Here is a 22,510-nt window from a genome sequence, read left to right on the forward strand (position 1 = left end):
GTTCAAATGGATAGTAACCAATATACTTACCGTGTTACATGGTCAGCAGAAGATAATGAGTATGTTGGGTCGTGTGCTGAGTTTCCATCATTGTCTTGACTTGATGCGGATCAGTCTAAAGCATTCTCAGGAATAGAGAAGCTCGTTGCTGATGTTGTCGCTGATATGATTAGCAATAATGAAAAAGTTCCTACACCACTCTCCGGAAAAATATAGTGCTCAGTTTATTGTCATTGTTCTCAGTGGTTTAACAAAAACTAGCCCTCGAAGCCGCAGAACGTAGTGTGGACATGAATCGTTTAGTATCAGTAAAAAGAGCTATGTAATTTTAGTCTGTACTAATGTCTAGTAGGAGTGAGTGATAGAGCAGGAACAAGAATTTATGCTTCATATATTCTGTAAATCGTATGAATTAATAGGTATTTTTAAAGAAAGTTTCTTTGATTTAGTGCTTTTTATTTAAAAAATTAATTTTTAAATACAACTTAGGCTAATTGATAAACACTATCTGGAAAGATTAAAAGAAAATATTTTTTAATTTCTGCTAATTCATTTAAGGCAGGTTCCCTTTCAAGCAGTTGAAATGTCCAAATAAGTACAGCCTGATGATTATCATAGCAAGTATTTACTCCAAGAAAATTAGCCATTCCATAACTTCTATTGATGTTCATTTCTTTAATTAATTGATTTCCTAAGTCACGAGCTTGCTGGCTGATCAATAACTCATTTGTTAACACGGCGGTCATCTCCACAAAATAATCTAATGCAGGTTCAATCCTTATACTTAAAAAGTTATAATTTAGTTGAAATGGATAAAATATACTTTCTATAAGTTTTAATAACCTGCTGTAGGTTAATTTTAGCAAAGTATTACTCAGGCAACAACTTTAAATAACCCGCAGCAAGTTATTTTTTGTAAATTAATTTAAATATGATTACTTGTAAGTTATCTAGCCTCATGGGCGATAGAAAAATTTTAAAATTAAGTGAAGTGGTGCATGCAACAGGTATCAATCGCAATACGCTCACAAGTATGTATTATGACCGTGCTGTACGTATTGAATTACCAGTCGCCGATAAGTTGTGTAAGTACTTTAACTGTACGATGAATGATTTGTTTGAGTTTAAGGAAGAAGTTGAAGAAAAGGATTAACTAATACTTCGTTTGATAAGTTTTCCCTACAGGTCTAATACTGAATTTTATAAAGCTTCATCGAAAACATATATTTACTTTATTATTTATATAAAGGAATCAATCGAATGATAGAGGTATTTTTCTTATAACTTAGTTAAGAAGAGGGGCTAATGACCCACAATAGCGGTAACTATTGTGGGTTTGTTCCATGTAATGCAAATTGCCGTACAAGGAATTTAAAATGACTTCACTCCTCATCTTACGTTGCCCTTGTACTTATTGCAAGATTTTGAGTCTTTTTACAGGATTTTTCATTACACCATTTAAATTACTTCTTTTTATCATGTCGATAATGTTGGGTGCCAAGGCCTGTCGCCATAACATTTGAAATTGAAAGTTCTATAGATGTCCGCAATCCATCGAATAATTGAACCTCATTTGATGCACGAAGATAGTCCAATATATTTTCGCTCAAGGACTCTATGATTGCTTTGGGATTTCTAATTCTAAATTGATCACTTTCAGCCAATTTAATGAGATGTGACAGGTCTGGAAATGCTTTACTACCCGCCAGTTTGAGTGCAATTTTATGATCAATGGATTCATAAATGAGTGTATGCGTAATATCGAAAGGTGGCGAAACAAAAATGTTCTTCATATCTGAGGAATATTGCAGAGCAAAGTTTGATATACGCTGAATTATCAGGAGACTTTCCCTTGGGAGATTCTAGGCAGCCAACTTATAAAAGTCTTCGGCCATTTGATTTGGTGTCTTAAAACCCAAACCCTTTTGAATTCTTCGATGATTATAAAATAACTCAATGTATTTTATAATATCTGCTTTGGCTTCTTCTCTGGTTTGATAGTTGTAATGATGCACTAACTCATTTTTCAGTATTCCCCAAAAGCTTTCAATCGGTGCATTATCGTAACAGTCTCCGCGCTTGCTCATTGAACCTTGAAAACCATATTGCTCAAGTATATTTCGATATTCATGGCTGCAATATTGACTTCCTCTGTCTGAATGCACAATCAGTTCTTTGGTTGGTTTTTGATTGTGAATAGCCATATTTAGCGCATTACAAACAAGCTGTGCTGTCATGCGCTCATTTAAGCTATAGCCAACCACTTGCTTCGTGTAAAGGTCTTTTACCGCTGCTAAGTACAGCCATCCTTCAACAGTCCATATGTACGTAATATCACTTGACCATGCTTGATTTGGTCTAGTCATTGAGAATTGTTGCTCCAGCAGGTTTTCATAGATCGCTCGATTATGGTCACTATTCGTAGTCCTTTTAAAACGCTTGTGTCGCTTACAATACAGGTGGTTCAGCGCTTTTATCTGACGTACAGCGTACATACTCATTTTTATGCCCTGAGCTTGTAAGTATTTGGTTAATCGAATATAACCATAGCTCTGCCTTGTCTCCTCATGGGCTATTTTCACCAATATCGTCTGTTGATTTCGTTGAATCGTTCTTTTGCTCACGCCTCTCTTGAGCCAATCATAAAAACATGAAACTGAAACATGAAGTAATCGAGCCATTAAGGTAATTGGAAAAGAATATCTTTTTTGTTTCATATAGGCGTACCTTACTGACTTTCTTTGGCAAAGTACGCTGCTGCCTTTTTAAAAATTCACGTTCCATTTCAGCTATTTTGAGCTGTTGTTTGAGTTTTTTATTTTCTTCGAGTAGAGCGTTTAGATCAGGTGAATACTGTTTTGTACCTGCTAAAGTTCCAGCCTTTGCTTTGGTATTCCAATTTGAAAGAGTTTGCATTGAAATGCTAAGTTGTCTAGCTGTTTCCGAGACATTGCCTTGATTGGCTTCAATTAATTTGATGGCTTCAGCTTTAAATTCTGTGGTGTAAGTCTTGTGTTTCTTGCTCATGGTAAACTCCTGATGAGTGTGTTTAGTTTACCAAGTTAAAACCTCCTGTTTTTTCAGCACACATCAGTCTTTACGTATGGTCACTGGCTGGCACTGTTGCAAATAGTGATTTGAGTCGATGATGTTCCCTTTAAAAAGTGCTTAGAGACCGAAAACCCTGTTGATTAGACACACTTCACCCTGAGGCTGACCATAATAAAATGACGATGCTTGTCCTTTACGTAGTGCACGCATGACTTCAATACCTTTAATTGTGGCATAAGCAGTCTTCATAGATTTGAATCCTAATGTGGCCCTGATGATTCGCTTTAACTTACCATGATCACATTCAATGACATTATTTTTATACTTAATCTGCCTGTGCTCAATATCTACTGGACATTTTCCTTCTCGCTTTAATCGTGATAAAGCATGGCCATAGGTCGCTGCTTTATCTGTATTGATGACCCGTGGAATTTGCCATTTTTTCACCGTATTGAAGATCTTTCCTAGAAAACTATAGGCTGATTTACTGTTCCGTCTAGCGGAAAGGTAAAAGTCAATCGTATGACCCCGTTGATCAACTGCACGATACAGGTAAGTCCATCGCCCCTTCACTTTGATATAAGTCTCATCCATATGCCATGAATGTAAATCTGTAGGATTACGCCAATACCAGCGTAACCGTTTTTCCATTTCTGGAGCATAACGCTGAACCCAACGATAAATTGTACTGTGATCCACATTTATGCCTCGTTCAGCGAGCATTTCTTGAAGTTCACGATAGCTGATGCCATATTTACAATACCAACGAACAGCCCAAAGAATGATTTCACCTTGAAAGTGCCGACCGTGGAAGGGATTCATCTGCTGTATCTCGAAATAAATAAGATATTTAGCTTATCATGTCAGCCTATTTGCAACAGTGCCCCCTCGACCAGGTTATATTTAAAACAGCTGTGCAATGCCTACATTAATGGCAAAGCCAGCTAAGGTTAAAAACAAAAATAAACAGCCTGCTAATAACAGTGGTTTTATTCCCGCTTGGCGAATAGCGCCAACATGTGTACGCAGCCCAAGTGCGACCATGGCAATGGTAAGTAGTATATTATCAAACCATATAATAGCGTTTGTAGTTCCTTGCGGAATAACCGATAACGAATGCACGCCACTTGCCACTATAAATAACACTGCAAACCAAGGGATTGAAATACTCGCTTTTTGCTCGCCGCCATGTGCGTTTATGTTTGCATGCTTTTTACTTTGCCAAAACGATAAGCCTACTAAAAATGGCGCAAGCATCATTACGCGTAGCATTTTTTCTATCACGGCGGTGTCAGCCGCATTGGCACTTACCGTAGTCCCTGCTGCTACCACTTGCGCAACTTCATGAATGGTTGAACCAACAAAAATACCGTACGCATGCTCACTCACACCCATATATTCAAACATAATTGGGTAGGCAAACATACTTAACGTGCCAAACACCACAACCGTTGCCACCGCTACAGATACTTTATGCGCTTGTGCTTTTATTACTGGCTCTGTTGCCATTACCGCTGCGGCGCCACAAATAGAGCTACCCGCACCTATTAGTATGGTTGTTTGTTCATCAAGCTTAAAAACGCGCTTACCTAGCTGTACTGCTAATATAAACGTACCAAGCAGCATTACCACATCGGTTAATAGGCCATGCCAGCCTACACCCGCTACTTGTGCAAAAGTAATCCTAAACCCAAATAAAATAATGCCCGCTTTGAGTAATATACTTTTAGCGTAATCAACGCCTACATCTGTACGCGTAGCAATGCGCGCAAACACACTGTTACCCACAATAATGCCAAGCACAATACCAATTGTTAAGGAGCTAAATTGCGCACTTTGCATTATAGGTAACTTACTTAATGCAACAGATGCCCCCGCTAACACAACCACCAGCAGCATACCTAACCACCAGCGCGTATCGCCGTATTGCTTAGTCAAAGGCTGAAAACTACTTTTAATAGCGCTAAGCATAATATTCCCTCACTTAAACCAAGTTGATGTGTTGACTTAATTGTAAGAAAGCTCAAAATATAACTCCAATATATTAAAATCATGATTTGATAACTTAAAGTTATACAATTTAGAGTTATGCAATTTAAGGTTGTTCAATGAACTTACATTCACTTAGGGTGTTTTATACAGTGGCTAAATTGGGTAGTTTTTCAGGCGCAGCCGAAGCGCTTTTTATAAGCCAGCCCGCTGTTTCTAAAGCGCTAAAAGAGCTAGAGCATCAGTTAAACATTCAACTTATTGAACGTGCATCTAAGGGTAGAAAGCTCACCCTAAGCGAGGGCGGCCAAGCTTTGTATGATCACGCCCGCAGTATTTTTGCTATCGAAAAAGCCGCCATTGAAGATATTAAATCGCGAACAGGGCTTAAGCGCGGTACATTAGTTATAGGCACCAGCACCACCATTGCCAGTTATTGGCTACCGCCTTATTTAGCCAAATTTTGTGCGCAGTACCCGCATATAAAAGTAGAAGTACAAGTGGCTAATACCACGCAAATTGAGCATGCCTTACTTGAATGCACTATCGATTTAGCACTGGTTGAAGGCACACCTACCGAGCCGCACATTATTAGTAAGCACTGGCAAAGTGATTTAATGAGTGTGGTTATACCGAGCAACTTTAAGCCCACTAAAGACTTAAAAGCATGGTTAAACGAGCAGTTTTGGTTATTACGCGAGCCAGGCTCTGGCACGTTAGAAATGTCTGTAAAGTTATTAGCAGAGCATGGCGTACAAGCAGAGCAAAGTATGCAATTAGGCAGCAACGAAGCTATAGCAAGAGCTGTTGCTCAAGGTATGGGGGTCGCTTTATTGCCAAACGTAGTCACAGAAGATTTAGTGCAGTTAGGCAAATTAGCGCGCCTGAGCCAAAAAAATAACGAGCAACTCTCTCGGCCGCTATACCAACTGCATTATAAAGACAGACCGTCTTCGCATGCTGCACAAGCATTTGAAAAAAGCCTGTTTAGTGAATAGAGGTTATGTGAGTAAAATTAGAATTGAGCTGTAAGTCGTGTATATATAAGAAGCTGAAGGTCGAAGCATTATTGTTTGTTCTGCTTTGACTACAAATGCTTCTTAGCATATGAGCTCAGTGCTCTGCTTGACTCATATAAATCGAGGGCAATTTGAAACCAATGTGTCCAATGAATATTGTTACTCTTTTTGAGCAAGGAGATCATTTCTTTAAGCGTATCTGAGTAAAAACCTTAGATTACTCATAAATCATAATGCAAAAGCTGGTGCAAACTGTTAAGCGCTGGCTGATTTTTTATGTTTTTTTGAATCTTATTTTTTCCCATAAAGCCCTCAGATTAATACCGATTCCCATAAAATTTGGTTTCAATTCTACTATTTTTTCTTCACTTTTCGGTTCTTTGGAATTAACTCCAGCCTCATTACCTTTGGCTTTAAAACCTTCAACATTTTTGACTTTAGCTAAGGTTTCTTTTGAGGTCTTATTGTTCTTTAAATCAACATCTTTTGAATCTTCTATATCGAACATTGGCATATCCTATCCTTTGCTATTCAAGTACCCTATATACCATCTAACTATTTGTGCAATAGCTGAAAGACGGAACGATGTATTTGCTTGACTAACATCATCTGTACGGTTGGAGGCTTTTAATCCTCTGACCTGCCTTGCCTTTACCCCCGTATTAACATTTAAAAATTTTGCGCCAGTAATTGGCTTTGTTGCACAAACCTATCTGTAAAGGGTTTTTCAGCGATATAATTTTCAAATGAAGAAGCCTACACACAAAATCTACCGCACAACCAATTGGCCCGCATATAACCGAGCACTCATGAGTCGCGGAAATATTGCCATTTGGTTTGATCCTGCTACGTAATGGTATGCGCCATCAAAAGGCAAACAAGGGCGAAATCAAACCTACTCCGACGCAGCCATCCAATGCTGCTTAATGATTAAATCCTTATTTCGTCTGTCTTTACGTATGGTCACTGGCTTTGTGCAAAGTCTGATTAAACTTTGCGGATTAAATTGGATAGCTCCAGATTACACCACGCTTTGTAGAAGACAAAAGCATATTGATATTGTAATCAGCTACCAAAAAAGTAGCGATGGGCTGCATCTACTCATGGACTCTACAGGCATGAAGTTTCTAGGTGAGGGCGAATGAAAACGCAAGAAACATGGACCTGAATATCGTCGCCAATGGCGTAAACTTCATATTGGTATAGATGCTAAAACCCTACAAATACGAGCAGTTCAGCTTACAACCAATAATGTCAGTGATTCACAGGTGCTTGGTGATTTACTTAATCAGATTCCACAAGATGAGCAGATTAACTGTGTTTATACCGATGGAGCTTATGACACCAAGCAATGCCGTCAGGTCATTGCAGATCGGCAAGCGCATGCGGTGATTCCACCTAGAAAAAATGCGAAACCATGGAAAGATACAAAGAGTAGCTCGCTAGAGCGAAATGAATTACTTCGAACAATTAAACGTTTAGGCAGGACACTATGGAAAAAATGGTCAGGCTATCATCGTCGAAGTTTGGTTGAAACTAAGATGCATTGCATTAAATTATTAGGAGATAAACTCAGTGCAAGGAGTTTTGATAGCCAAGTGAATGAGATCCATGCACGTGTAGCAGTCCTTAACAGATTTACGGAATTAGGTCGACCACTTACCCAAGTTACGCCTTAAATTTGGCTCAATTAGGGACGCTTTGCATTTCAAATCTTTGTGCAACAAAGCCCCGCCAATGTAAAAATGACCCACTAGGGGATGCGGACAAAATTCAACCGGCGTTGACAGCTCGCGCACTTCGGGGGTAAATTTGGTTCGGATTTTGCTCATGATGACTCCATTGTCTCAAATAACGGAGCCTCCTCAAAATCCGGGGCGGTTCACTTCTATAGAAAGGAGAGAACTTTCCTCGACAAGTTGATGTCTGAGACAGGTATTGAGTACTTCGTGAAATAGATTAATCAAGATCACTCAACAGTATGCTTCGGTTGCACGACAAGACACTTAAAAATGTCCTTTCAGCAATATTGTTATCAAAAGAATTCTTTTTAGGATAGTAACCATGAAATCGCTAAAGCATCTAATTCCCGTACTTACATCATGTCTGTTAGGCATGTCCGCTGTCATTCCAGCAATTTCTCATGCGGCTCAAGAGGTACGAGTTTATGGCCCGGGCGGCCCAGCTCCCGCGATGAAAGAAGCCGCGAAGACATTTGAGGAAAAAACTGGCACACCAGTAATAGTTACCGCTGGCCCCACACCAAAATGGATTCAAAACGCAAAAGACGATGCTCACATTATCTACAGCGGATCTGAAACGATGATGACCGACTTCGCCCAGGCTATGGAGGGCGGATTTGATGAAACCAAGGTTAAGCCGCTCTACCTGAGGCCATTGGCAATACTTGTACGCCCGGGCAATCCTAAAAATATCAAGGGACTTTCCGATTTGTTCAAACCTGGACACAGAATTTTGGTGGTCAATGGTGCTGGACAAAATGGTGTATGGGAGGACGCAGCGGGCCGTAAAGGAAGTATTGAGTCGGTGAAAGCGTTCCGAAAAAATATTGCCAAATACGCCAAAAACAGCGCCATCGCAAAACAGGAATGGACTGATGACACTTCTTTGGATGCCTGGCTAATCTGGAACATTTGGCAAGTTGCGAACCCCACCTTGGCGGAAGTTGTGCCCATTGAAAAAGATTATGTTATCTATCGTGATACCGGTGTGGTGCTAACCAACAAAGGTGAACAGATCACAGCAGCGAAACAATTCGTTTCGTTCTTACAATCCGACGACGGTGCGGCTATCTTCAAAAAATGGGGATGGATTACTCAATAAAATAAGCTTAAGAACAGTGGTGCTTGCATGAGCAAGCTCACGTGTGCGCCACTGCCCTTGCATAATGATGTGGTTCTAGGATTTTAGACCACGCCTATAAGTGATAATCTACTCCCCAATAAGCATGGGAAATGCTTGTTTTTGGAGTCAACCATGACACGAAGAAAACGTCGTAATCATTCAGCAGAGTTTAAAGTTACAGATTAACCAGTGATTTTAGCGTTACCCGTCACGTTTGAGCTGAAACCAACTTATCAATAGAGATTATCATGTCAAATAAATATTCTAGGACTTACGCACTATTATTTATAGATTCTCTGTGGTAGCAGATGATTTTTATCGAGAATAAAGTCATCAATGAAGTTTTTGATCATTGGTCTAAATAATTTCTTCTGCCAACGATATATATTTTCAAAGATCCGCTCAAAATGGTTCTTTTGTATCTCAACGTAGGCCATCAAGGCTGAAAAAATATGATTCAAAATCAGTTTAGATCGTCTTACTTGAAACTTTTCAATATGACAAACCTGTTTAATCACCCGGTGATATTGCTCTATTTTCCAATGACTTGAATGTAATTCATGAAATCCCTCAAAGGACAATAAATCATCTTCATCTTGATGCACAATATAAAACCTCTGCTGTTCTTTTAACTGAGTCTTAAATAATTGTACAAAGCCAAAATCTTTGAGCCAGACTACTTGACCCTGATGGAAATCTGGCAATAAACGCAGTTGAAACCATTGTCCTTTTTCTGGGGAAACCTTACGGTTACAGTCGATACCAAACATAAATCGAATACCATATTTTCTTATGGTTTTTAGATTTCCAGTCGATGAATACCAACTATCACCTGTAATAAATTGAATCTTTGCACCCCAACTGAGTACTTCACTTAACATATCCATAAAGTAATCATTCTTGGTTTTACTTTCAGATTTGTCATAAATTCGGAAATTAATTGGAATATTTTGACCATTTTGATCTGTCGCATACAAGGTAATCAGATTAATACCCTTGACGGATCGGTGGTGTTTGCCTGACCAAAAATAGCTAACTAAGTCCATATGTTGACTATATGGTTTATCTAAAACAGTATCATCAATACTGACTATAAGTTTGTTATTATCAATATGTTGAATTGATTCTTGATATAGGTCGTGAGGTGTGTAATCTTCACGCTCTAGAAAGCGATTTACACTATCATGCGAGATATTATAAGTCTCGGCAAGTTGTGTGCAGCTAATAGAGTTCGGTTCTGTCATGAGAAAGCCCATATAAATGGGTAGAGTACAAGTTGCTGTAGAAGCATGTTTAATTCGTCTGATCACAGATACTTTATAAAGTATTTTAGTACTTTTTTGAATCCGTCAATGCGTAAGTCCTATATTCTATTAAATTTTCAATCCTCGTCAGCTTATCAGCGTTATCTTTGGTCGCTTGTGGCAATCAAGTCGAGAAAAATAGTCAAACAGATACCATCGCCTCAACGCCTCAAACAACTCAGCAGCGTCAGGCGATAACCACCATTCCTAACGTTCAAACTCAAATCTCAGATACATTGAAAAACAATACGTTAACGGTACATCGCGACCCGAACTGTGGCTGTTGTCATAGTTGGATTGAGCATGCTAAATCCTACGGTGTGATGATTGTTGACAAAGTCACCAGTAATGAGGCAGTTACAGCGATCAAAGCGCAGCATCAATTACCAACGTCAATGTACTCTTGCCATACCATCATAAGCCAAGACGGTTATGTGTTTGAGGGTCATGTGCCGGTCAAGTATATGGATAAGTTCCTACAAAACCCGCCCAAAGACGCTATTGGTCTAGCCACACCGGGTATGCCAATGGGTAGTCCAGGCATGGAAAAGGGTGATCAATTCAGTCCTTATACTATTATGCTGATAAAAAAAGACGGTAGTACCGCGCCTTATGCTAGTATTAAACAAGCAAACGAACAATATTGAAGATATTAGCCAGTACAGCGCTAGGTAACACTGATTGGGTCACGTCCGGCTATAGGACGTGGCTCTCATATAATATTACAGCAGATTGAGTAAGTTATTGACTGAAGTTACGCAGCCCTTTAAAAAAGCGCTATCATAACAAAAAAAGTAGTTTTTATAAGAACTACTGATTAGGACCTTGACACCCTGCTTTTTACTGGATAATCTTATTTCAACGCAGCAAAATCTGTGTGCAGGCGTGAGAACCTGATAAAATATCTAGGTGCAATTAAATGTCGCACTTGCGGCTATTTTTTTGCCTACTGTTAAGCAGTCCCTATGGTAGCTTAGCAGGGCAGCTTCGTGCTGGCTGATCCTAGATTCAGTATTCTCACCCCTGTTAAGTTGCCTCCATTGCCGTGAGAAGCGATGGAGATAATTAAACTCTTATCTAGGAAACTGCTATGCATACTAAATTCAATGATGCAAACCCATGCATGCCAAAAAACCTCGCTAAACAACTGATTGTCGAAAGCGCTAAACTTCTGAATCATCAACAACGCCAAGCCTTGCTCGATATTTTCATGACTTTAGATCAGGCGGAAAAAACAGCTGAAAAGACACTTCAGCAACATGCTGTAGCGCAACAAAGCACCCACAACTTTTCTCAAGATCACGAATGCCAAGAAGACAATCAGGAATATTGGTCAGGTCATTACTATGATTCTTACAGTCAAGAATATCCGGAAGATTGGGTAAAACGGACTCAGTCCACCCCACATCGTCATAAGTTCCCTAGAACTGCTTACTGATCGTGGGGGGGCCTCTTTAAAAGTAGGCATCATAATCCGAGCTACTCGACTGAGTTGGCTCGGATGAGGATGAATACCGGGGAAACTGAGGGATTTGAGAACCTGATGACAGTCGTTGATTTACATTTCAAAATCCAGTCCATGATGTTTAAGCCATCATAAACTAGACATTTTTATTGGTGAGAATATAGACATTTTGAATGGGTTCTAACACGTGCTGTTATTCCCAAGTAGAAATGTCCTACCTAATAACCAAATAGAAATGTCCTATATGGACATTTCCAAGTCAAACACAGGATTGAGATTTCGTTGTTCAATCGCTGTTTTCTGTGCTTGTCTACGTGGCATCTTTTGAGAACGATTGCGTTTGTTTTGGTGTTCCAGTTGTTCATGCTGTTGTTGAATATGTGCCAGCACAGAACCCAAACGTTTATTCTCAACGATCTCTCTCTGGTTGAGCTGACTTAATTTATCAAAGATGCTGTAATTGATTTTTCTTCCCTGATATTCAATGGCTACAGTACCATCCGGATATTCCAGGAACTCAAGATACTTGCCGCCCAATCTTTGATTTTCTTCGCTGTTTTCCAAGATATATACGCATTTATCATAAGTAATCGTCAAGCTGTTCGTGACCCTGCGGGGTTCACGCCAGGTAAAAACATCATCTAATTCTTCGGCTGTTTCAGCGATAGGCCGATGTAGATCCTTGGGATTAAAAGCCATCTTGGCGAATTTACGATTAAATTGCTCAATAAAGCACGGCAGCCACTTATTGGCATCTGCAATTGAACTGATGCCTTCTAGACGCATCTCCTTAATCAGACGATCCTGAAGCGTTCTATTGGCTCGTTCTACACGGCCTTTAGCTTGTGGTGAATTGGCGAAGATGATATCGATATTGAGGGTGCTGAGCACGCGTCCAAACTGGGTAATCTTGGTGTCTTTCTTACTGCTTTGATTGACCCTGAAGACTGAATGTTTGTCGCTGTAAAACGCTAAAGGCTTACCGTGCTGTTCGACATATAAACGTGTTGAAATCATATAGTCAAATGCTGATTCCGACTCACAGAAGCGTAAATGCTGCAATTTTCCTGTGGCATCATCGATGAATACTAGCAGACAGCATTTAGGTGCTCGACCTTCAAACCAATCATGGTGTGAGCCATCAATTTGGATCAATTCACCATAACAATCTCGGTTATAACGAGGCTGATATGGTCGTTTCAGGCGCTTGCAGCGAGGGATCCATAAATCGGCTGCAATCATCCAGGAACGCAGGGTTTCTACTGAAAGATCGAATCCATGCACGGTGGTGAGCTTTTCATGCGCTAAAGTGGGTCCGAAACCATAAAGTTGATCTGAAACAATATTGAGACACTTAAGTCTGAGTTCTTCAGGAAGTTTAGAATTGCTGATTTGGCCACGACCGGCATGGGCTAATGCAGCTGGACCTTGAGCTTTGTATTTTTGCAGTAAGCGTCTTATCTGACGTTCTGAAATATGAAGTAGCTGAGCAGCCTGGGACTGGGTGATGCGTTGATCGCAGATTTCTTGCAAGACCGACAATCGTTTAAGTTCTTTATCCGACATAGATACCAACATATCAAACCGTCCGCTAAGAAAATCGCAAAAGTGCGTATTCTAAAAGCGGACATTTTTACTTTGGAGAAACCGGACATTTCTACTTTGGGCTTACACGTGCATTTCGTAGAAGAGATTTTATGTTAAATAGCCCTCAACAGAGGGCTATTTTTAATACTAAAAATTACATGCTTTTAAGACATAAGGATTCATATGCTGCACCTTTAGCTAAAACAGTCTTCAGCTTACCATTCGTGGTTATTTGCAACAGTGCCCTTACTTCAAAGCCAAAATTTTTCGGGCACCATTAAGTACGAATAAAGAAACCAGTATGCCAATGATTAAGTCTGGATAAGCTGATCCCGTCCACGCCACGAGTACACCGGCAAATATAACGCCCATATTTACGACAACGTCATTCGCCGAGAAAATCCAACTGGCTTTCATATGTGCGCCATCTTCTCGATGACCAGAAATAAGATATAAGCATGTCACGTTAGCTATAAGTGCGAGCAGGCCAATAACAATCATGAGCGTTGATTCTGGCTCGCTTCCAAACATGAATCGTCTAATGACATCAACAATCACGATAACAGCAAGTAATAACTGAATCCAACCTGCGAAATGGGCTGCTTTTATTTGATATTTCGCAGCTTTTCCGACGGCATATAGCGCAATACCATAAACGGCTGCATCGGCAAACATATCTAGAGAATCAGCAATCAATCCTGTAGACGCAGCAATAATTCCGCTGATGAATTCTATAAAGAAAAGTAGAGCATTAATACCTAATAACAGTTTAAGTACTTTAGCTTGTCTCACAGGATCAGGTTCATTAGGTATATCGCCTGAAGAAAGCTGTGTTTCATCAAGTTTCGCCCCAAAACCCAGTCCTTCGAGTTTAGCCGTAATTTGCTGAATCCCTTCATTATGGAAGACTTTCAGTTTTCGATTGGGAAGATCAAAAGTAAGACCTTTAACTGCTTCAATATCTGCAAGAGCCATACGGACCATTTGCTCTTCAGCAGAGCAATCCATTTTAGGAATGGTATAGGTACTTGTTTGCTTAGCCTGTTGATTGCTTATATAAGTTTCAGTCTTCACAAGCTTTGCACCAAGACCCAAAGCTTCAAGTTTGGTGGTTATATTTTCATCTTTTTGATTATGTAGAACCTTTAAAGAACGGTTAGGTAAATCAAAGATGAGTTTTTGAACACCATCAATTGAAGATAGCGCCATACGAACCATCTGTTCTTCCGCAGAACAATCCATTTTGGGAACTAAGTATTCACTCATGTAGTGCGAATCTTTTAAAATGTCTTCAGTGCTTAAATTTTCTTTGGGATCAGAACCATAACAGGATTGAGCGGTATCTTCACAACTGTTTGAAGTGTTACAGCAAGGAGATGAAGATTTTTTTTCTTCCTCTTCACCACAACAGCTAAGCGTATTATCACAATTCTTTGAATTGTTTGCTTCTGCAATTGATGGATGATTTTCTTGTTGAGATTTCTTATCTTCGCATGGTGTTTCTTTACTACATCCACAACCACTCATAATTATACCCATTAAAAAAATTATAAACTTTGAATATTAGAATCCCTATAGTTACTATAGAGTCAAGAATCTTTGGAAATACTAACTCAATGCATTTAAAAATTGGTGAACTCTCTAAAAAAACCTCATGTTCAGTATTAACAATTAGGTTTTATGAAAAGGAAGGTTTAATTCCGGAACCGGAAAGAACGGAAGGAAATTACCGCCTTTACGATGTAGGCTATGTTGAGCGAATTAAATTTATTTTGAATTGCCGAACTTTAAATATGAGTTTGAATGAAATTCGTCAATTACTTACCTATAAAGACAAACCTGAGAAAAATTGTTCAGATGTGAATGAATTAATTGACTTACATGTCAGTGCTATCAGAGAAAATATAATCAAGCAACAAAAGCTTATTGAACAACTATCTGATTTAAGAGGTACTTGTGATGGTTTATGTACAATTGACCAATGTGGAGTTTTAAAAAATCTAGCTTGATTATCTAGACCTATGCTTTTTTCAAAAAATCGGCACTGTTGCAAATAACCACGAATGGTAAGCTGAAGACTGTTTTAGCTAAAGGTGCAGCATATGAATCCTTTCCATGGTCGGCATTTTCAGGGCGAAATCATTCTTTGGGCTGTGCGCTGGTATTGTAAATATGGCATTAGCTATCGTGAACTGCAGGAAATGCTGGCCGAACGGGGTGCGAATGTTGATCACACGAATATTTACCGTTGGGTTCAACGTTATACGAATCTAAAAATGGGAGCCTATAGCCACTGCTGTCCCATAGTTTGCTCTAAATAAAAAAACCTGAGTCTAAATAGTTAAAATATGAGTGCAAACAAACACTTTAACTATAAAGGACTCAGGTTTTGTCACATCAGAATACCGTATTTCATCAATTACTCAAACCCATTCTAAGACAAGATTTTGAACGTCTGGCTAAACTGCATCACTCTGGGCAAAAATTAAGATCAGCCACCCGCTGGGATCAGTTTGTTGCCATATTGATGTCCCAACTTTCTTGTCGGCAAAGCTTAAGAGACATTCAATCCAATCTCGAATCCCAGCAGGAAAAGCTTTATCATCTTGGCGCGAAGAGAATTGCGCGAAGCACCTTAGCAAGACTCAACGAAGAACAGCCCGCCAGCCTGTATCAGCAATTGTTCACACAGCTGCTTCAGCGCTGTGAAAACTCTAAAACTGCACATAAATTTAGATTCAAAAATCCGCTGTATTCACTAGATGCCAGTCATATTGATCTTTCACTGTCATTGTGCGCATGGGCAAAAGTGCATGAATCCAAAGCCAGTATTAAACTCAGTGTTGGCTTAAATCACAGCAATACCATTCCTGAATTTGTAGCGCTTGGGGATGGTATTGAAAATGATATGGTGCAAGGCAGAGCATTTAAATTTCCTGCTGGCAGCATTATCGTCTTTGATAAAGGATATGTTGATTATCAATGGTTTGCTCAGTTGACACTTCAGAACGTCAGCTTTGTAACCCGGCTACGCCCAAAGACAGTTTATCAAGTTAAATCAAGCCGCAGCGTATTAGAGACTAAAGGGATTATTGCGGATGAATGTATTGAATTGAGCAGTGCGCATGCCAAGAAAAGAGGCGCACCTGAATTATTAAGACGTATAGAGTTTTATGATACAGATAAGAAAAGAACATTCGAATTTCTGAGCAACAACTTTCATCTGGCAGCATCCACCATTGCTGCAATTTATAAAGATCGCTGGAAGATTGAGTTATTCTTTAAAGCCATCAAGCAGAATTTAAAACTGAAGTCATTTCTAGGTCGAAGCCGCAATGCGATACAAACGCAAATATGGATTGCATTAATTGCCTATTTGCTGGTGAACTTCGCTAAACACATGGCACAAGAAGGATGGAGTGTTCAGCGTTTACTGAGAATTATTCAGGTCAATTTATTTGAAAGGAAACTTTTAAGGTCACTCTTTGTGCCTGATAAAAAATGGCGAAAACAAGAAGAACCTCAATTGAGGTTCTTCTTGTGATATTTGTGGGACAGCAGTGGCCTATAGCTCCCATTTTTATTGTTAAACGTTGAATCCTATATGTTTTCCTGTTGGAAGCTCTACATCAATACGGAGCTTCCCACCCATTGCCTCAACATACTTTTTCATGGTTGAAATCTTAAGATCATTGCCACGATTTTCTATTGCTGAAAGCGATGGCTGTTTTATTCCCAAAGTTTCAGCAAGCTCTTTTTGAGAAATTTCGAGTTCTTCACGAATAAGATGAAGCTGATTTTCTAGCAGTAATTCATCAGCCATTTTTTGAATACGGGCTTGGCTCTCTGGAGAGCGGCTAGCTAACAATTCTTGCAGAGTCTTAGCCATTAGATTTATCTCCTAAAGTTGAAAGATGAAGTTCGTACTGCTGATCGGCAATATCTAACATCTCTTTATAAAAACGCTTTTTACCGCCTTTATCAGCAATACATAGAACAATAGCCTGTCGTAAGGGATCAAATGCGAAGAAAGCTCTTAAGGGTCTACCGCGATGTTGAACACGCAGTTCTTTCATATTGGTAAATTTAGACTCATACACAGTATCTACTAAAGGACGGCCTAAACTCGGTACCTGCTGCTGTAGAACAACCAGGGCAGCTAGGACCTTCTCTTGTGTAGGTTCATCTTGCTGTTCAAGCCACTGATTAAATAGATCTGTCGTAATGACTGTCCACATACCACAACCAAAATATAGATTATAGTCTATATTTTAGGGGCATTATGTTTGTTTTGCAAATGAGAAAGGATAGGCAATAAAAAACCCCGACATCCTGTCGGGATTTTTTCGTATTTGGTATTAGGGTCAACTCCTGTCATCCCTCGCGTCCTGTCGTTGATCTTCTTATTTTTATCTGGAACATCCTGTTCTCAATGAAGCCATGATATGCAATCTGGTGGTGTCTGCCTATTGGTGATTTTCTTGAAAGCCTGTACGCCAGAACGTACATGCAGATATCCTCAAATTATCCCAAGAATTGTCCGCAGAAAATGGGGATAAAAGTGGGTTATTGAGGCATTGAGAAATCAGGAAAAACTGAAATTTTGAGCATTTTTTAACCTATTTTATTGGCAGAATATGACAAAGTTGCTTAAAAATCAGCCGACTTGTTTCGGAGTCGGCTTTTTACCTATTTTTTAGTCATGACTATTTTTTTAAATAATTGAAAAACAATAACTTTTTATAATTCTTATATTTTTTTCTTTATTTTTCAATGGTATAATACAATCTTTAAAGCCCCTTTTCTCCAATCGGGGCTTTTTTATGATTTATTACGTTCTCTAATCCCCCCATTTCTCTTAGGTCTCTTTTGTTAGCGCTGACTGGATATTGACGGTCATTTAATTCACAGCTTTAACCAAATCGAACTATATACATTTTCAAATTTCGTACTTGAGCGAAAGTAGGAAAGTGTTGCCTGGAGAGAATAAGAAATGGGTTCTACACGACTATTGACCAATATTATTCAGCGTAAAGTCATGTTGCCAGAAGAAATGTCACCTTCAATGCAGCGTGACAATTTTGAAGTGACACTGACTGATTTTGAAAAGCATCCAATCATCAAATGTTTATTTAAGGCGGATAACCAGCGTTCTACGGAATGTTGGAGCGTGCAAGAAATTGCAAACTTTATTGAGGATTGCACAGAAGATCAAAACATCAATTTATGCATTTTGTATTGGAAAGATATACACAGCAATATTTACATTATTGATGGAGCACATCGTCTTTCCTGTATCTATGCGTGGATCAATAGATATTTTGCGGATGAGCAAGTCCCTCAAGCACCTAATTTCAATGATCAACAAAAACAAGATATTCGTTACCTCCGCAATTATTTAGGAGATCTTGCTGATTTTCAAAAAATTTGTACTGATGCCGAATTTGCAGAAAAAAAATCGAAATTAGGCGATATTAAAATCAGTTTCCGGCAGGTACTGGGGACCCCGGAAGATGCGCGACGGGTATTTCAATCGATTAACTCAGATACTAAACGTCTAGATAAATATGAGGAATATCATCTCAGAAGTCGCGGTAGTGACGCGTATTATGCGATCTATGCCTGTTGTTATATCAATGACAATAAATCTAACTTGGAAGAGCTCCAATATACACGTTTAAATGAGCTGATTGAGTTAGGGGAGAGGATCCATCAGCTCCTTTTTTCGACCATTTTATTAGACAATGAAATGAGTCATGGCAAAAAAATTGGCCTGGTCAATGAGCTGATGAATATCATTGCGGGTGATCAGATTCATAATATTATGAGTCTGAATCAGGGGGAGCGCGTTGAAAACCTAATGTCGCATCTGTTGACCATTCTTTGCAGAATAGCGACGCCTGTAAAAAATGCTGGGGTTCCGAGTTTGGGCTTACATCCATACTTATATTTTTATAAGGATCAGCGTTTTCAGATTACTTCTTTTCTTGCATGGTTTTCAATTGTGTATGAAATTCATGAAAGCCGCATGCAGATTCATCATCGAAAGATTAGTTTCAAGGACTTCACCCGGGTACGCCGTAGTATTGAGTTCTTGATCGCCAATTTCCCCGTGGCGACCACCGAAACGGTCGGCAAGTTCGGCAGTGGTATCAAGGGCTATGATCGGCTACAAATTGTCTATAAAGCCTTTATTTGCTTAAGCTTGGAAATGGAGGTTGATTTTGATGATGAGGAATGCCTGAATACCTTTATTCTGTCCATGTCTAAGGCCTTCAAGTACATAAACTTTAACGAGTTTTATGTCGAAAGATTTTTGGGTGGTTATGATGATGCAGTCGTCAAGCATGTGGTGGGATATGTGGAGTCGATTAGTCCAATTTCTCGGTCAAAGCCCAAGGCCTTTTCGGCATTAACCAAGAGTCTGCTTAAGCACAATTTTCTGGTGGGTAATCATAACTTTTGCCTCATTTGTGATGGATTGATCTATCTTGATTCTACTGAATCGGATCATCGGATTGCCAAAGCCGTAGGTGGGCAAGGTGTTCTAGAGAATGGTCTGCTGGTTCATCCCATCTGTAATAGAATGAAATCAGATCTGAGTCTGGAAGAGATTAGAGCGGATTTGTTTGGTGAATTACTGTATTAATCAACAGAGCGATGAGCTCATTTTTGCAGATGTATCAATGATTAATCACATGATTTAACTTTTGATACATTCAGCCAATGTGGTTATTTTTAATTCAGTCCAGAATCACAACCAGAAACTAGCTGTAGTTTCTGAATGACCGTCAAGGTCCTTAGTTTCGCCCATAGATTCCCTCTGTGGGCTTTTTTTTGATCAAAAATTGTATAGATGCTCTAAAATAAACCTTTTAGCATTTCATAAGCAATTAGGATTAAGGCTGAGACCATCAGCACAACAAAAATGAGTTCCACTCTAGTTAACATCTTAGTTCCATTTACTTTTCACTTAATTTATATAGCAGTTAACTCGTAGCATCAATGAAATAACATGACATGGAAAATAATCAAAAAGACAGAATTTGGATTTTGATCAGATCTGCATGTTTACATGCTTCTACAGCAGCTTTGAATGTTTCACTTAACCTTTAAACTTTTCTTAAAACTAAATATATTTACATATACATTCTAAAATTTGATAGAATTTATTAAAACTTTAGATTCTAAGTGTAAATAATGAGAAGCGCTAATATTCGACGTGATGGCTACTTAAAATTTCTGAATACATGGCAAGACCGTGATGTCATTAAAGTACTTTCAGGTGTGCGTCGCTCTGGAAAATCCACCTTATTGGCGATGTTTCAACAAGACCTAAAAGCACAGGGTGTACAAGCCGAAAACATCATTGCCATCAACTTCGAATTTATGGAATTTGAAGAACTCACCGATTACCGTAAACTACATGATTATGTATTGTCCAAAGTTGATAAAAGTAAAAAAAACTATGTTTTTTTAGATGAAATACAACATGTTACAAATTTTGAGAAAGTAGTCGACTCTTTATATGTTCGGGATTATATCGATTTATATATTACAGGCTCAAATGCATTCTTTCTAAGTGGAGAACTTGCGACTTTACTTACAGGACGCTATATAGAGCAACATGTTTTACCCCTTTCATTCCAAGAATTTAAACAGTGGCATATTGAAAATAATCCGATCATCCAACAATTATCAAATCGTGATTTGTATGCCATGTATACGCGCAGTAGTTTCCCTTATACGCTTGCCATGACTAGCCAGCAGGAAACTTATGATTACTTGCAAGCGGTCTATGCCAGTGTAATGTTTAAAGATGTTATTCCACGTTTGAATACTGCCGATATTAACTCTCTCGAGCGTGTCACAAGATATTTGGCAAGCGTGACAGGCTCAGCTATTTCCATCAATAAAATTAAAAATACCTTTGTTTCAAGCGGGGTTAAAATCTCATTTGAAACAGTAAAACGCTATATTCAGGGCTTACAGGACAGTTTGTTATTTTATAGTGCCGCACAATTTAAAGTACGCGGGCGTGAGTTATTACAATCCTCTGAAAAATACTATTTAGTTGATGTCGGATTGCGCCGGATTATGTTGCCTGATGCTAATGCTGATCAAGGTCATATCTTAGAAAATGTGATTTATCTTGAGCTTGTCAGACGAGGTTATACGGTCTATGTAGGGCGGGTTGATGAATATGAAATTGATTTTGTTGCTGTCGATACTTTACAGAATTTAACTTATTATCAGGTGGCATTAGAAACGCTCAATGAGGAGACACTCAGCCGAGAGTTACGTCCATTACAGAAAATTTCTGATTCGTATCCCAAATATTTACTTACCTTAGACACGATAGGGGCTGAAGCAAATTATAATGGTATTGTAAAAATGAGTGCTCTCGATTGGTTGCTATCTGAAAATAAGTAAAGTTGAGGGTAGACATGAATACTCTTATTTATTGATTAAAACTCAAAGACTTTTCAGCATCATCCAAGAATGTATTCAAGCATAATTTCTGCTCCAATTGTGATGGATCGATTTACCTCGATTCGATTGAGTCAGATTATCATGATTGAGCCAGAGTCGCTTACTGAAAGTAGCGAGAATTGCGCTGGAGTTTCTGAAGGATATTAATTCCTTAGTTTGCCCATTCATCCATCTGGGCATTTTTTTTGATTAAAATACAATGCGGTTCTTGCTAAAAAATGACGGCACCCACCATAAAACACAATATTCCAAAAATAATCCAAGGCCAGATCTTTGTCTTCGGTTGTTCTAAATTCTGAGGATTATATTCCGTGTGTTCTAGCGATGTCGGTTGTGGAACACGGGTCTTTTTAGAGTAAGGTTGGTGTTTAGAGTAAGATAGTCCCGTACCTGGAATGCCGACACTGGTTCGCGTACCTTTTTTTCCAATATTTAGAGAAGCACCAGGTTTGCCAATGCTGGCACTGCTGATGCCTTTATGGGTCAGATTAATTTTAAAACCCGGGAATAATTTAATACTTTTACGAAATCTAAAACCCATATTGCTCTCATTCTAAAACTTAGCTCAATTCACGCGCTATACCAGGATCCATGATCTGCTAGAGATCGTACTTTGACGGCTATCATCAGGATACTAGTATATTTTTTATCTGGTGATTGCAATACTACCTTTAAATACCGTCAAAAATCTTTACTGTATATTTGCTGTAGGGTAATCTTAAAACTACTATTTATTG

At 38.9% G+C, this 22,510-nt stretch carries 21 protein-coding genes and 3 pseudogenes; 12 read left to right on the plus strand and 12 right to left on the minus strand.

Annotated features, from left to right (window positions below; translation table 11 throughout):
* The first annotated feature begins 6 nt into the window (after positions 1 to 6).
* A pseudogene (locus CDG55_RS15365) lies at positions 7 to 326 on the plus strand (toxin-antitoxin system HicB family antitoxin).
* A gap of 159 nt (positions 327 to 485) precedes the next feature.
* Here CDG55_RS15365 and CDG55_RS00720 read toward each other — a convergent pair.
* Complete coding sequence (locus tag CDG55_RS00720) at positions 486 to 737, minus strand: hypothetical protein (RefSeq protein WP_004758991.1); 252 nt, start codon at positions 735 to 737, stop codon at positions 486 to 488.
* A gap of 194 nt (positions 738 to 931) precedes the next feature.
* Here CDG55_RS00720 and CDG55_RS00725 point away from each other — a divergent pair, with 194 nt between their 5' ends.
* On the plus strand, positions 932 to 1,153 hold the full coding sequence (locus tag CDG55_RS00725) for a helix-turn-helix domain-containing protein (protein ID WP_004658364.1): 222 nt from the start codon (positions 932 to 934) through the stop codon (positions 1,151 to 1,153).
* Positions 1,154 to 1,463: 310 nt separating this feature from the next.
* Here CDG55_RS00725 and CDG55_RS00730 read toward each other — a convergent pair whose 3' ends face one another.
* The 4 genes from CDG55_RS00730 to CDG55_RS00745 form a co-directional block, all read right to left on the minus strand.
* A complete protein-coding gene (locus CDG55_RS00730; protein ID WP_016165192.1) occupies positions 1,464 to 1,793 on the minus strand; it encodes a hypothetical protein in 330 nt (109 codons plus the stop codon).
* Positions 1,794 to 1,862: 69 nt separating this feature from the next.
* A protein-coding gene (locus tag CDG55_RS00735) for an IS3-like element ISAba22 family transposase (RefSeq protein ID WP_087537534.1) occupies positions 1,863 to 3,027 on the minus strand; the annotation gives its coding sequence in 2 pieces (ribosomal slippage) (positions 1,863 to 2,766 and positions 2,765 to 3,027; 1,167 coding nt in all).
* A gap of 141 nt (positions 3,028 to 3,168) precedes the next feature.
* Complete coding sequence (locus CDG55_RS00740) at positions 3,169 to 3,873, minus strand: IS6-like element IS1008 family transposase (protein ID WP_001067783.1); 705 nt, start codon at positions 3,871 to 3,873, stop codon at positions 3,169 to 3,171.
* Positions 3,874 to 3,954: 81 nt separating this feature from the next.
* Entirely contained in the window at positions 3,955 to 5,022 is a 1,068-nt protein-coding gene (locus CDG55_RS00745) for a YeiH family protein (RefSeq protein ID WP_087537533.1), read from the minus strand.
* 137 nt (positions 5,023 to 5,159) lie between these two features.
* On the opposite strand from CDG55_RS00745, the gene CDG55_RS00750 reads away from it, so the two are divergent.
* A complete protein-coding gene (locus tag CDG55_RS00750) occupies positions 5,160 to 6,038 on the plus strand; it encodes a LysR family transcriptional regulator (protein ID WP_087537532.1) in 879 nt (292 codons plus the stop codon).
* Between the two features lie 295 nt (positions 6,039 to 6,333).
* Here the strand turns inward: CDG55_RS00750 and CDG55_RS00755 are convergent, their stop codons facing one another.
* The gene (locus tag CDG55_RS00755; RefSeq protein ID WP_032882585.1) at positions 6,334 to 6,567 is read right to left on the minus strand and encodes a hypothetical protein; all 234 of its coding nucleotides are present in this window, start codon (positions 6,565 to 6,567) and stop codon (positions 6,334 to 6,336) included.
* 238 nt (positions 6,568 to 6,805) lie between these two features.
* Between CDG55_RS00755 and CDG55_RS00760 the strand changes: the two are divergent.
* Both CDG55_RS00760 and CDG55_RS00770 read left to right on the plus strand, forming a co-directional pair.
* A pseudogene (locus CDG55_RS00760) lies at positions 6,806 to 7,738 on the plus strand (IS5 family transposase).
* A gap of 385 nt (positions 7,739 to 8,123) precedes the next feature.
* A complete protein-coding gene (locus CDG55_RS00770; RefSeq protein WP_004758163.1) occupies positions 8,124 to 8,903 on the plus strand; it encodes a substrate-binding domain-containing protein in 780 nt (259 codons plus the stop codon).
* A gap of 302 nt (positions 8,904 to 9,205) precedes the next feature.
* Here CDG55_RS00770 and CDG55_RS00775 read toward each other — a convergent pair whose 3' ends face one another.
* The gene (locus CDG55_RS00775; protein ID WP_080632264.1) at positions 9,206 to 10,234 is read right to left on the minus strand and encodes a transposase; all 1,029 of its coding nucleotides are present in this window, start codon (positions 10,232 to 10,234) and stop codon (positions 9,206 to 9,208) included.
* A 101-nt stretch (positions 10,235 to 10,335) separates the two neighbouring features.
* Between CDG55_RS00775 and CDG55_RS00780 the strand changes: the two genes are divergently transcribed.
* Both CDG55_RS00780 and CDG55_RS00785 read left to right on the plus strand, forming a co-directional pair.
* Positions 10,336 to 10,875: a DUF411 domain-containing protein gene (locus CDG55_RS00780; protein WP_228252550.1), complete on the plus strand. Its 540-nt coding sequence runs from the start codon at positions 10,336 to 10,338 to the stop codon at positions 10,873 to 10,875.
* Between the two features lie 443 nt (positions 10,876 to 11,318).
* A complete protein-coding gene (locus CDG55_RS00785; protein WP_016165163.1) occupies positions 11,319 to 11,666 on the plus strand; it encodes a hypothetical protein in 348 nt (115 codons plus the stop codon).
* A 267-nt stretch (positions 11,667 to 11,933) separates the two neighbouring features.
* On the opposite strand, the gene CDG55_RS00795 is transcribed toward CDG55_RS00785, so the two are convergent.
* Together CDG55_RS00795 and CDG55_RS00805 are read right to left on the minus strand one after the other, a co-directional pair.
* Positions 11,934 to 13,259 (minus strand): ISNCY family transposase, encoded by a 1,326-nt coding sequence (locus CDG55_RS00795; RefSeq protein WP_087537514.1) that lies wholly within the window; start codon positions 13,257 to 13,259, stop codon positions 11,934 to 11,936.
* A gap of 267 nt (positions 13,260 to 13,526) precedes the next feature.
* The gene (locus CDG55_RS00805; RefSeq protein WP_087537516.1) at positions 13,527 to 14,807 is read right to left on the minus strand and encodes a cation transporter; all 1,281 of its coding nucleotides are present in this window, start codon (positions 14,805 to 14,807) and stop codon (positions 13,527 to 13,529) included.
* An 89-nt stretch (positions 14,808 to 14,896) separates the two neighbouring features.
* Here CDG55_RS00805 and cadR point away from each other — a divergent pair, with 89 nt between their 5' ends.
* The 3 genes and pseudogenes from cadR to CDG55_RS00820 all read left to right on the plus strand — a co-directional run bounded on the left by cadR (position 14,897) and on the right by CDG55_RS00820 (position 16,824).
* Positions 14,897 to 15,289 (plus strand): Cd(II)/Pb(II)-responsive transcriptional regulator, encoded by a 393-nt coding sequence (cadR, locus tag CDG55_RS00810; protein ID WP_000550240.1) that lies wholly within the window; start codon positions 14,897 to 14,899, stop codon positions 15,287 to 15,289.
* Between the two features lie 93 nt (positions 15,290 to 15,382).
* Positions 15,383 to 15,544, plus strand: a pseudogene (locus CDG55_RS00815) (IS6 family transposase); the annotation flags it as partial.
* 125 nt (positions 15,545 to 15,669) lie between these two features.
* Positions 15,670 to 16,824, plus strand: coding sequence for an IS4 family transposase (locus CDG55_RS00820; protein ID WP_005003123.1), 1,155 nt, complete (start codon positions 15,670 to 15,672; stop codon positions 16,822 to 16,824).
* A 42-nt stretch (positions 16,825 to 16,866) separates the two neighbouring features.
* On the opposite strand, the gene CDG55_RS00825 is transcribed toward CDG55_RS00820, so the two are convergent.
* Both CDG55_RS00825 and CDG55_RS00830 read right to left on the minus strand, forming a co-directional pair.
* A complete protein-coding gene (locus tag CDG55_RS00825; RefSeq protein WP_001140620.1) occupies positions 16,867 to 17,169 on the minus strand; it encodes a helix-turn-helix domain-containing protein in 303 nt (100 codons plus the stop codon).
* Positions 17,162 to 17,518: a type II toxin-antitoxin system RelE/ParE family toxin gene (locus CDG55_RS00830; protein WP_087537454.1), complete on the minus strand. Its 357-nt coding sequence runs from the start codon at positions 17,516 to 17,518 to the stop codon at positions 17,162 to 17,164. The genes CDG55_RS00825 and CDG55_RS00830 overlap by 8 nt, the downstream gene beginning before the upstream one ends.
* Before the next feature lie 755 nt (positions 17,519 to 18,273).
* On the opposite strand from CDG55_RS00830, the gene CDG55_RS00835 reads away from it, so the two are divergent.
* Positions 18,274 to 19,929: an HNH endonuclease signature motif containing protein gene (locus tag CDG55_RS00835; protein WP_087537455.1), complete on the plus strand. Its 1,656-nt coding sequence runs from the start codon at positions 18,274 to 18,276 to the stop codon at positions 19,927 to 19,929.
* A 551-nt stretch (positions 19,930 to 20,480) separates the two neighbouring features.
* Entirely contained in the window at positions 20,481 to 21,713 is a 1,233-nt protein-coding gene (locus CDG55_RS00840) for an ATP-binding protein (protein WP_087537456.1), read from the plus strand.
* A gap of 271 nt (positions 21,714 to 21,984) precedes the next feature.
* Here CDG55_RS00840 and CDG55_RS00845 read toward each other — a convergent pair whose 3' ends face one another.
* Positions 21,985 to 22,314 (minus strand): DUF4236 domain-containing protein, encoded by a 330-nt coding sequence (locus tag CDG55_RS00845; protein WP_000506885.1) that lies wholly within the window; start codon positions 22,312 to 22,314, stop codon positions 21,985 to 21,987.
* Between the last annotated feature and the right edge of the window lie 196 nt (positions 22,315 to 22,510).

Source organism: Acinetobacter sp. WCHA45 (genome assembly GCF_002165255.2).
Taxonomy (GTDB): Bacteria; Pseudomonadota; Gammaproteobacteria; order Pseudomonadales; family Moraxellaceae; genus Acinetobacter.

Coding starts and splice junctions, on each gene's coding strand:
- CDG55_RS00725 (WP_004658364.1), top strand. CDS start 932: ATGATTACTTGTAAGTTATCTAGCCTCATGGGCGATAGAAAAATTTTA.
- CDG55_RS00730 (WP_016165192.1), bottom strand. CDS start 1,793: ATGAAGAACATTTTTGTTTCGCCACCTTTCGATATTACGCATACACTC.
- CDG55_RS00740 (WP_001067783.1), bottom strand. CDS start 3,873: ATGAATCCCTTCCACGGTCGGCACTTTCAAGGTGAAATCATTCTTTGG.
- CDG55_RS00745 (WP_087537533.1), bottom strand. CDS start 5,022: ATGCTTAGCGCTATTAAAAGTAGTTTTCAGCCTTTGACTAAGCAATAC.
- CDG55_RS00750 (WP_087537532.1), top strand. CDS start 5,160: ATGAACTTACATTCACTTAGGGTGTTTTATACAGTGGCTAAATTGGGT.
- CDG55_RS00755 (WP_032882585.1), bottom strand. CDS start 6,567: ATGTTCGATATAGAAGATTCAAAAGATGTTGATTTAAAGAACAATAAG.
- CDG55_RS00770 (WP_004758163.1), top strand. CDS start 8,124: ATGAAATCGCTAAAGCATCTAATTCCCGTACTTACATCATGTCTGTTA.
- CDG55_RS00785 (WP_016165163.1), top strand. CDS start 11,319: ATGCATACTAAATTCAATGATGCAAACCCATGCATGCCAAAAAACCTC.
- CDG55_RS00795 (WP_087537514.1), bottom strand. CDS start 13,259: ATGTCGGATAAAGAACTTAAACGATTGTCGGTCTTGCAAGAAATCTGC.
- CDG55_RS00805 (WP_087537516.1), bottom strand. CDS start 14,807: ATGAGTGGTTGTGGATGTAGTAAAGAAACACCATGCGAAGATAAGAAA.
- cadR (WP_000550240.1), top strand. CDS start 14,897: ATGCATTTAAAAATTGGTGAACTCTCTAAAAAAACCTCATGTTCAGTA.
- CDG55_RS00825 (WP_001140620.1), bottom strand. CDS start 17,169: ATGGCTAAGACTCTGCAAGAATTGTTAGCTAGCCGCTCTCCAGAGAGC.
- CDG55_RS00830 (WP_087537454.1), bottom strand. CDS start 17,518: ATGTGGACAGTCATTACGACAGATCTATTTAATCAGTGGCTTGAACAG.
- CDG55_RS00835 (WP_087537455.1), top strand. CDS start 18,274: ATGGGTTCTACACGACTATTGACCAATATTATTCAGCGTAAAGTCATG.
- CDG55_RS00840 (WP_087537456.1), top strand. CDS start 20,481: ATGAGAAGCGCTAATATTCGACGTGATGGCTACTTAAAATTTCTGAAT.
- CDG55_RS00845 (WP_000506885.1), bottom strand. CDS start 22,314: ATGGGTTTTAGATTTCGTAAAAGTATTAAATTATTCCCGGGTTTTAAA.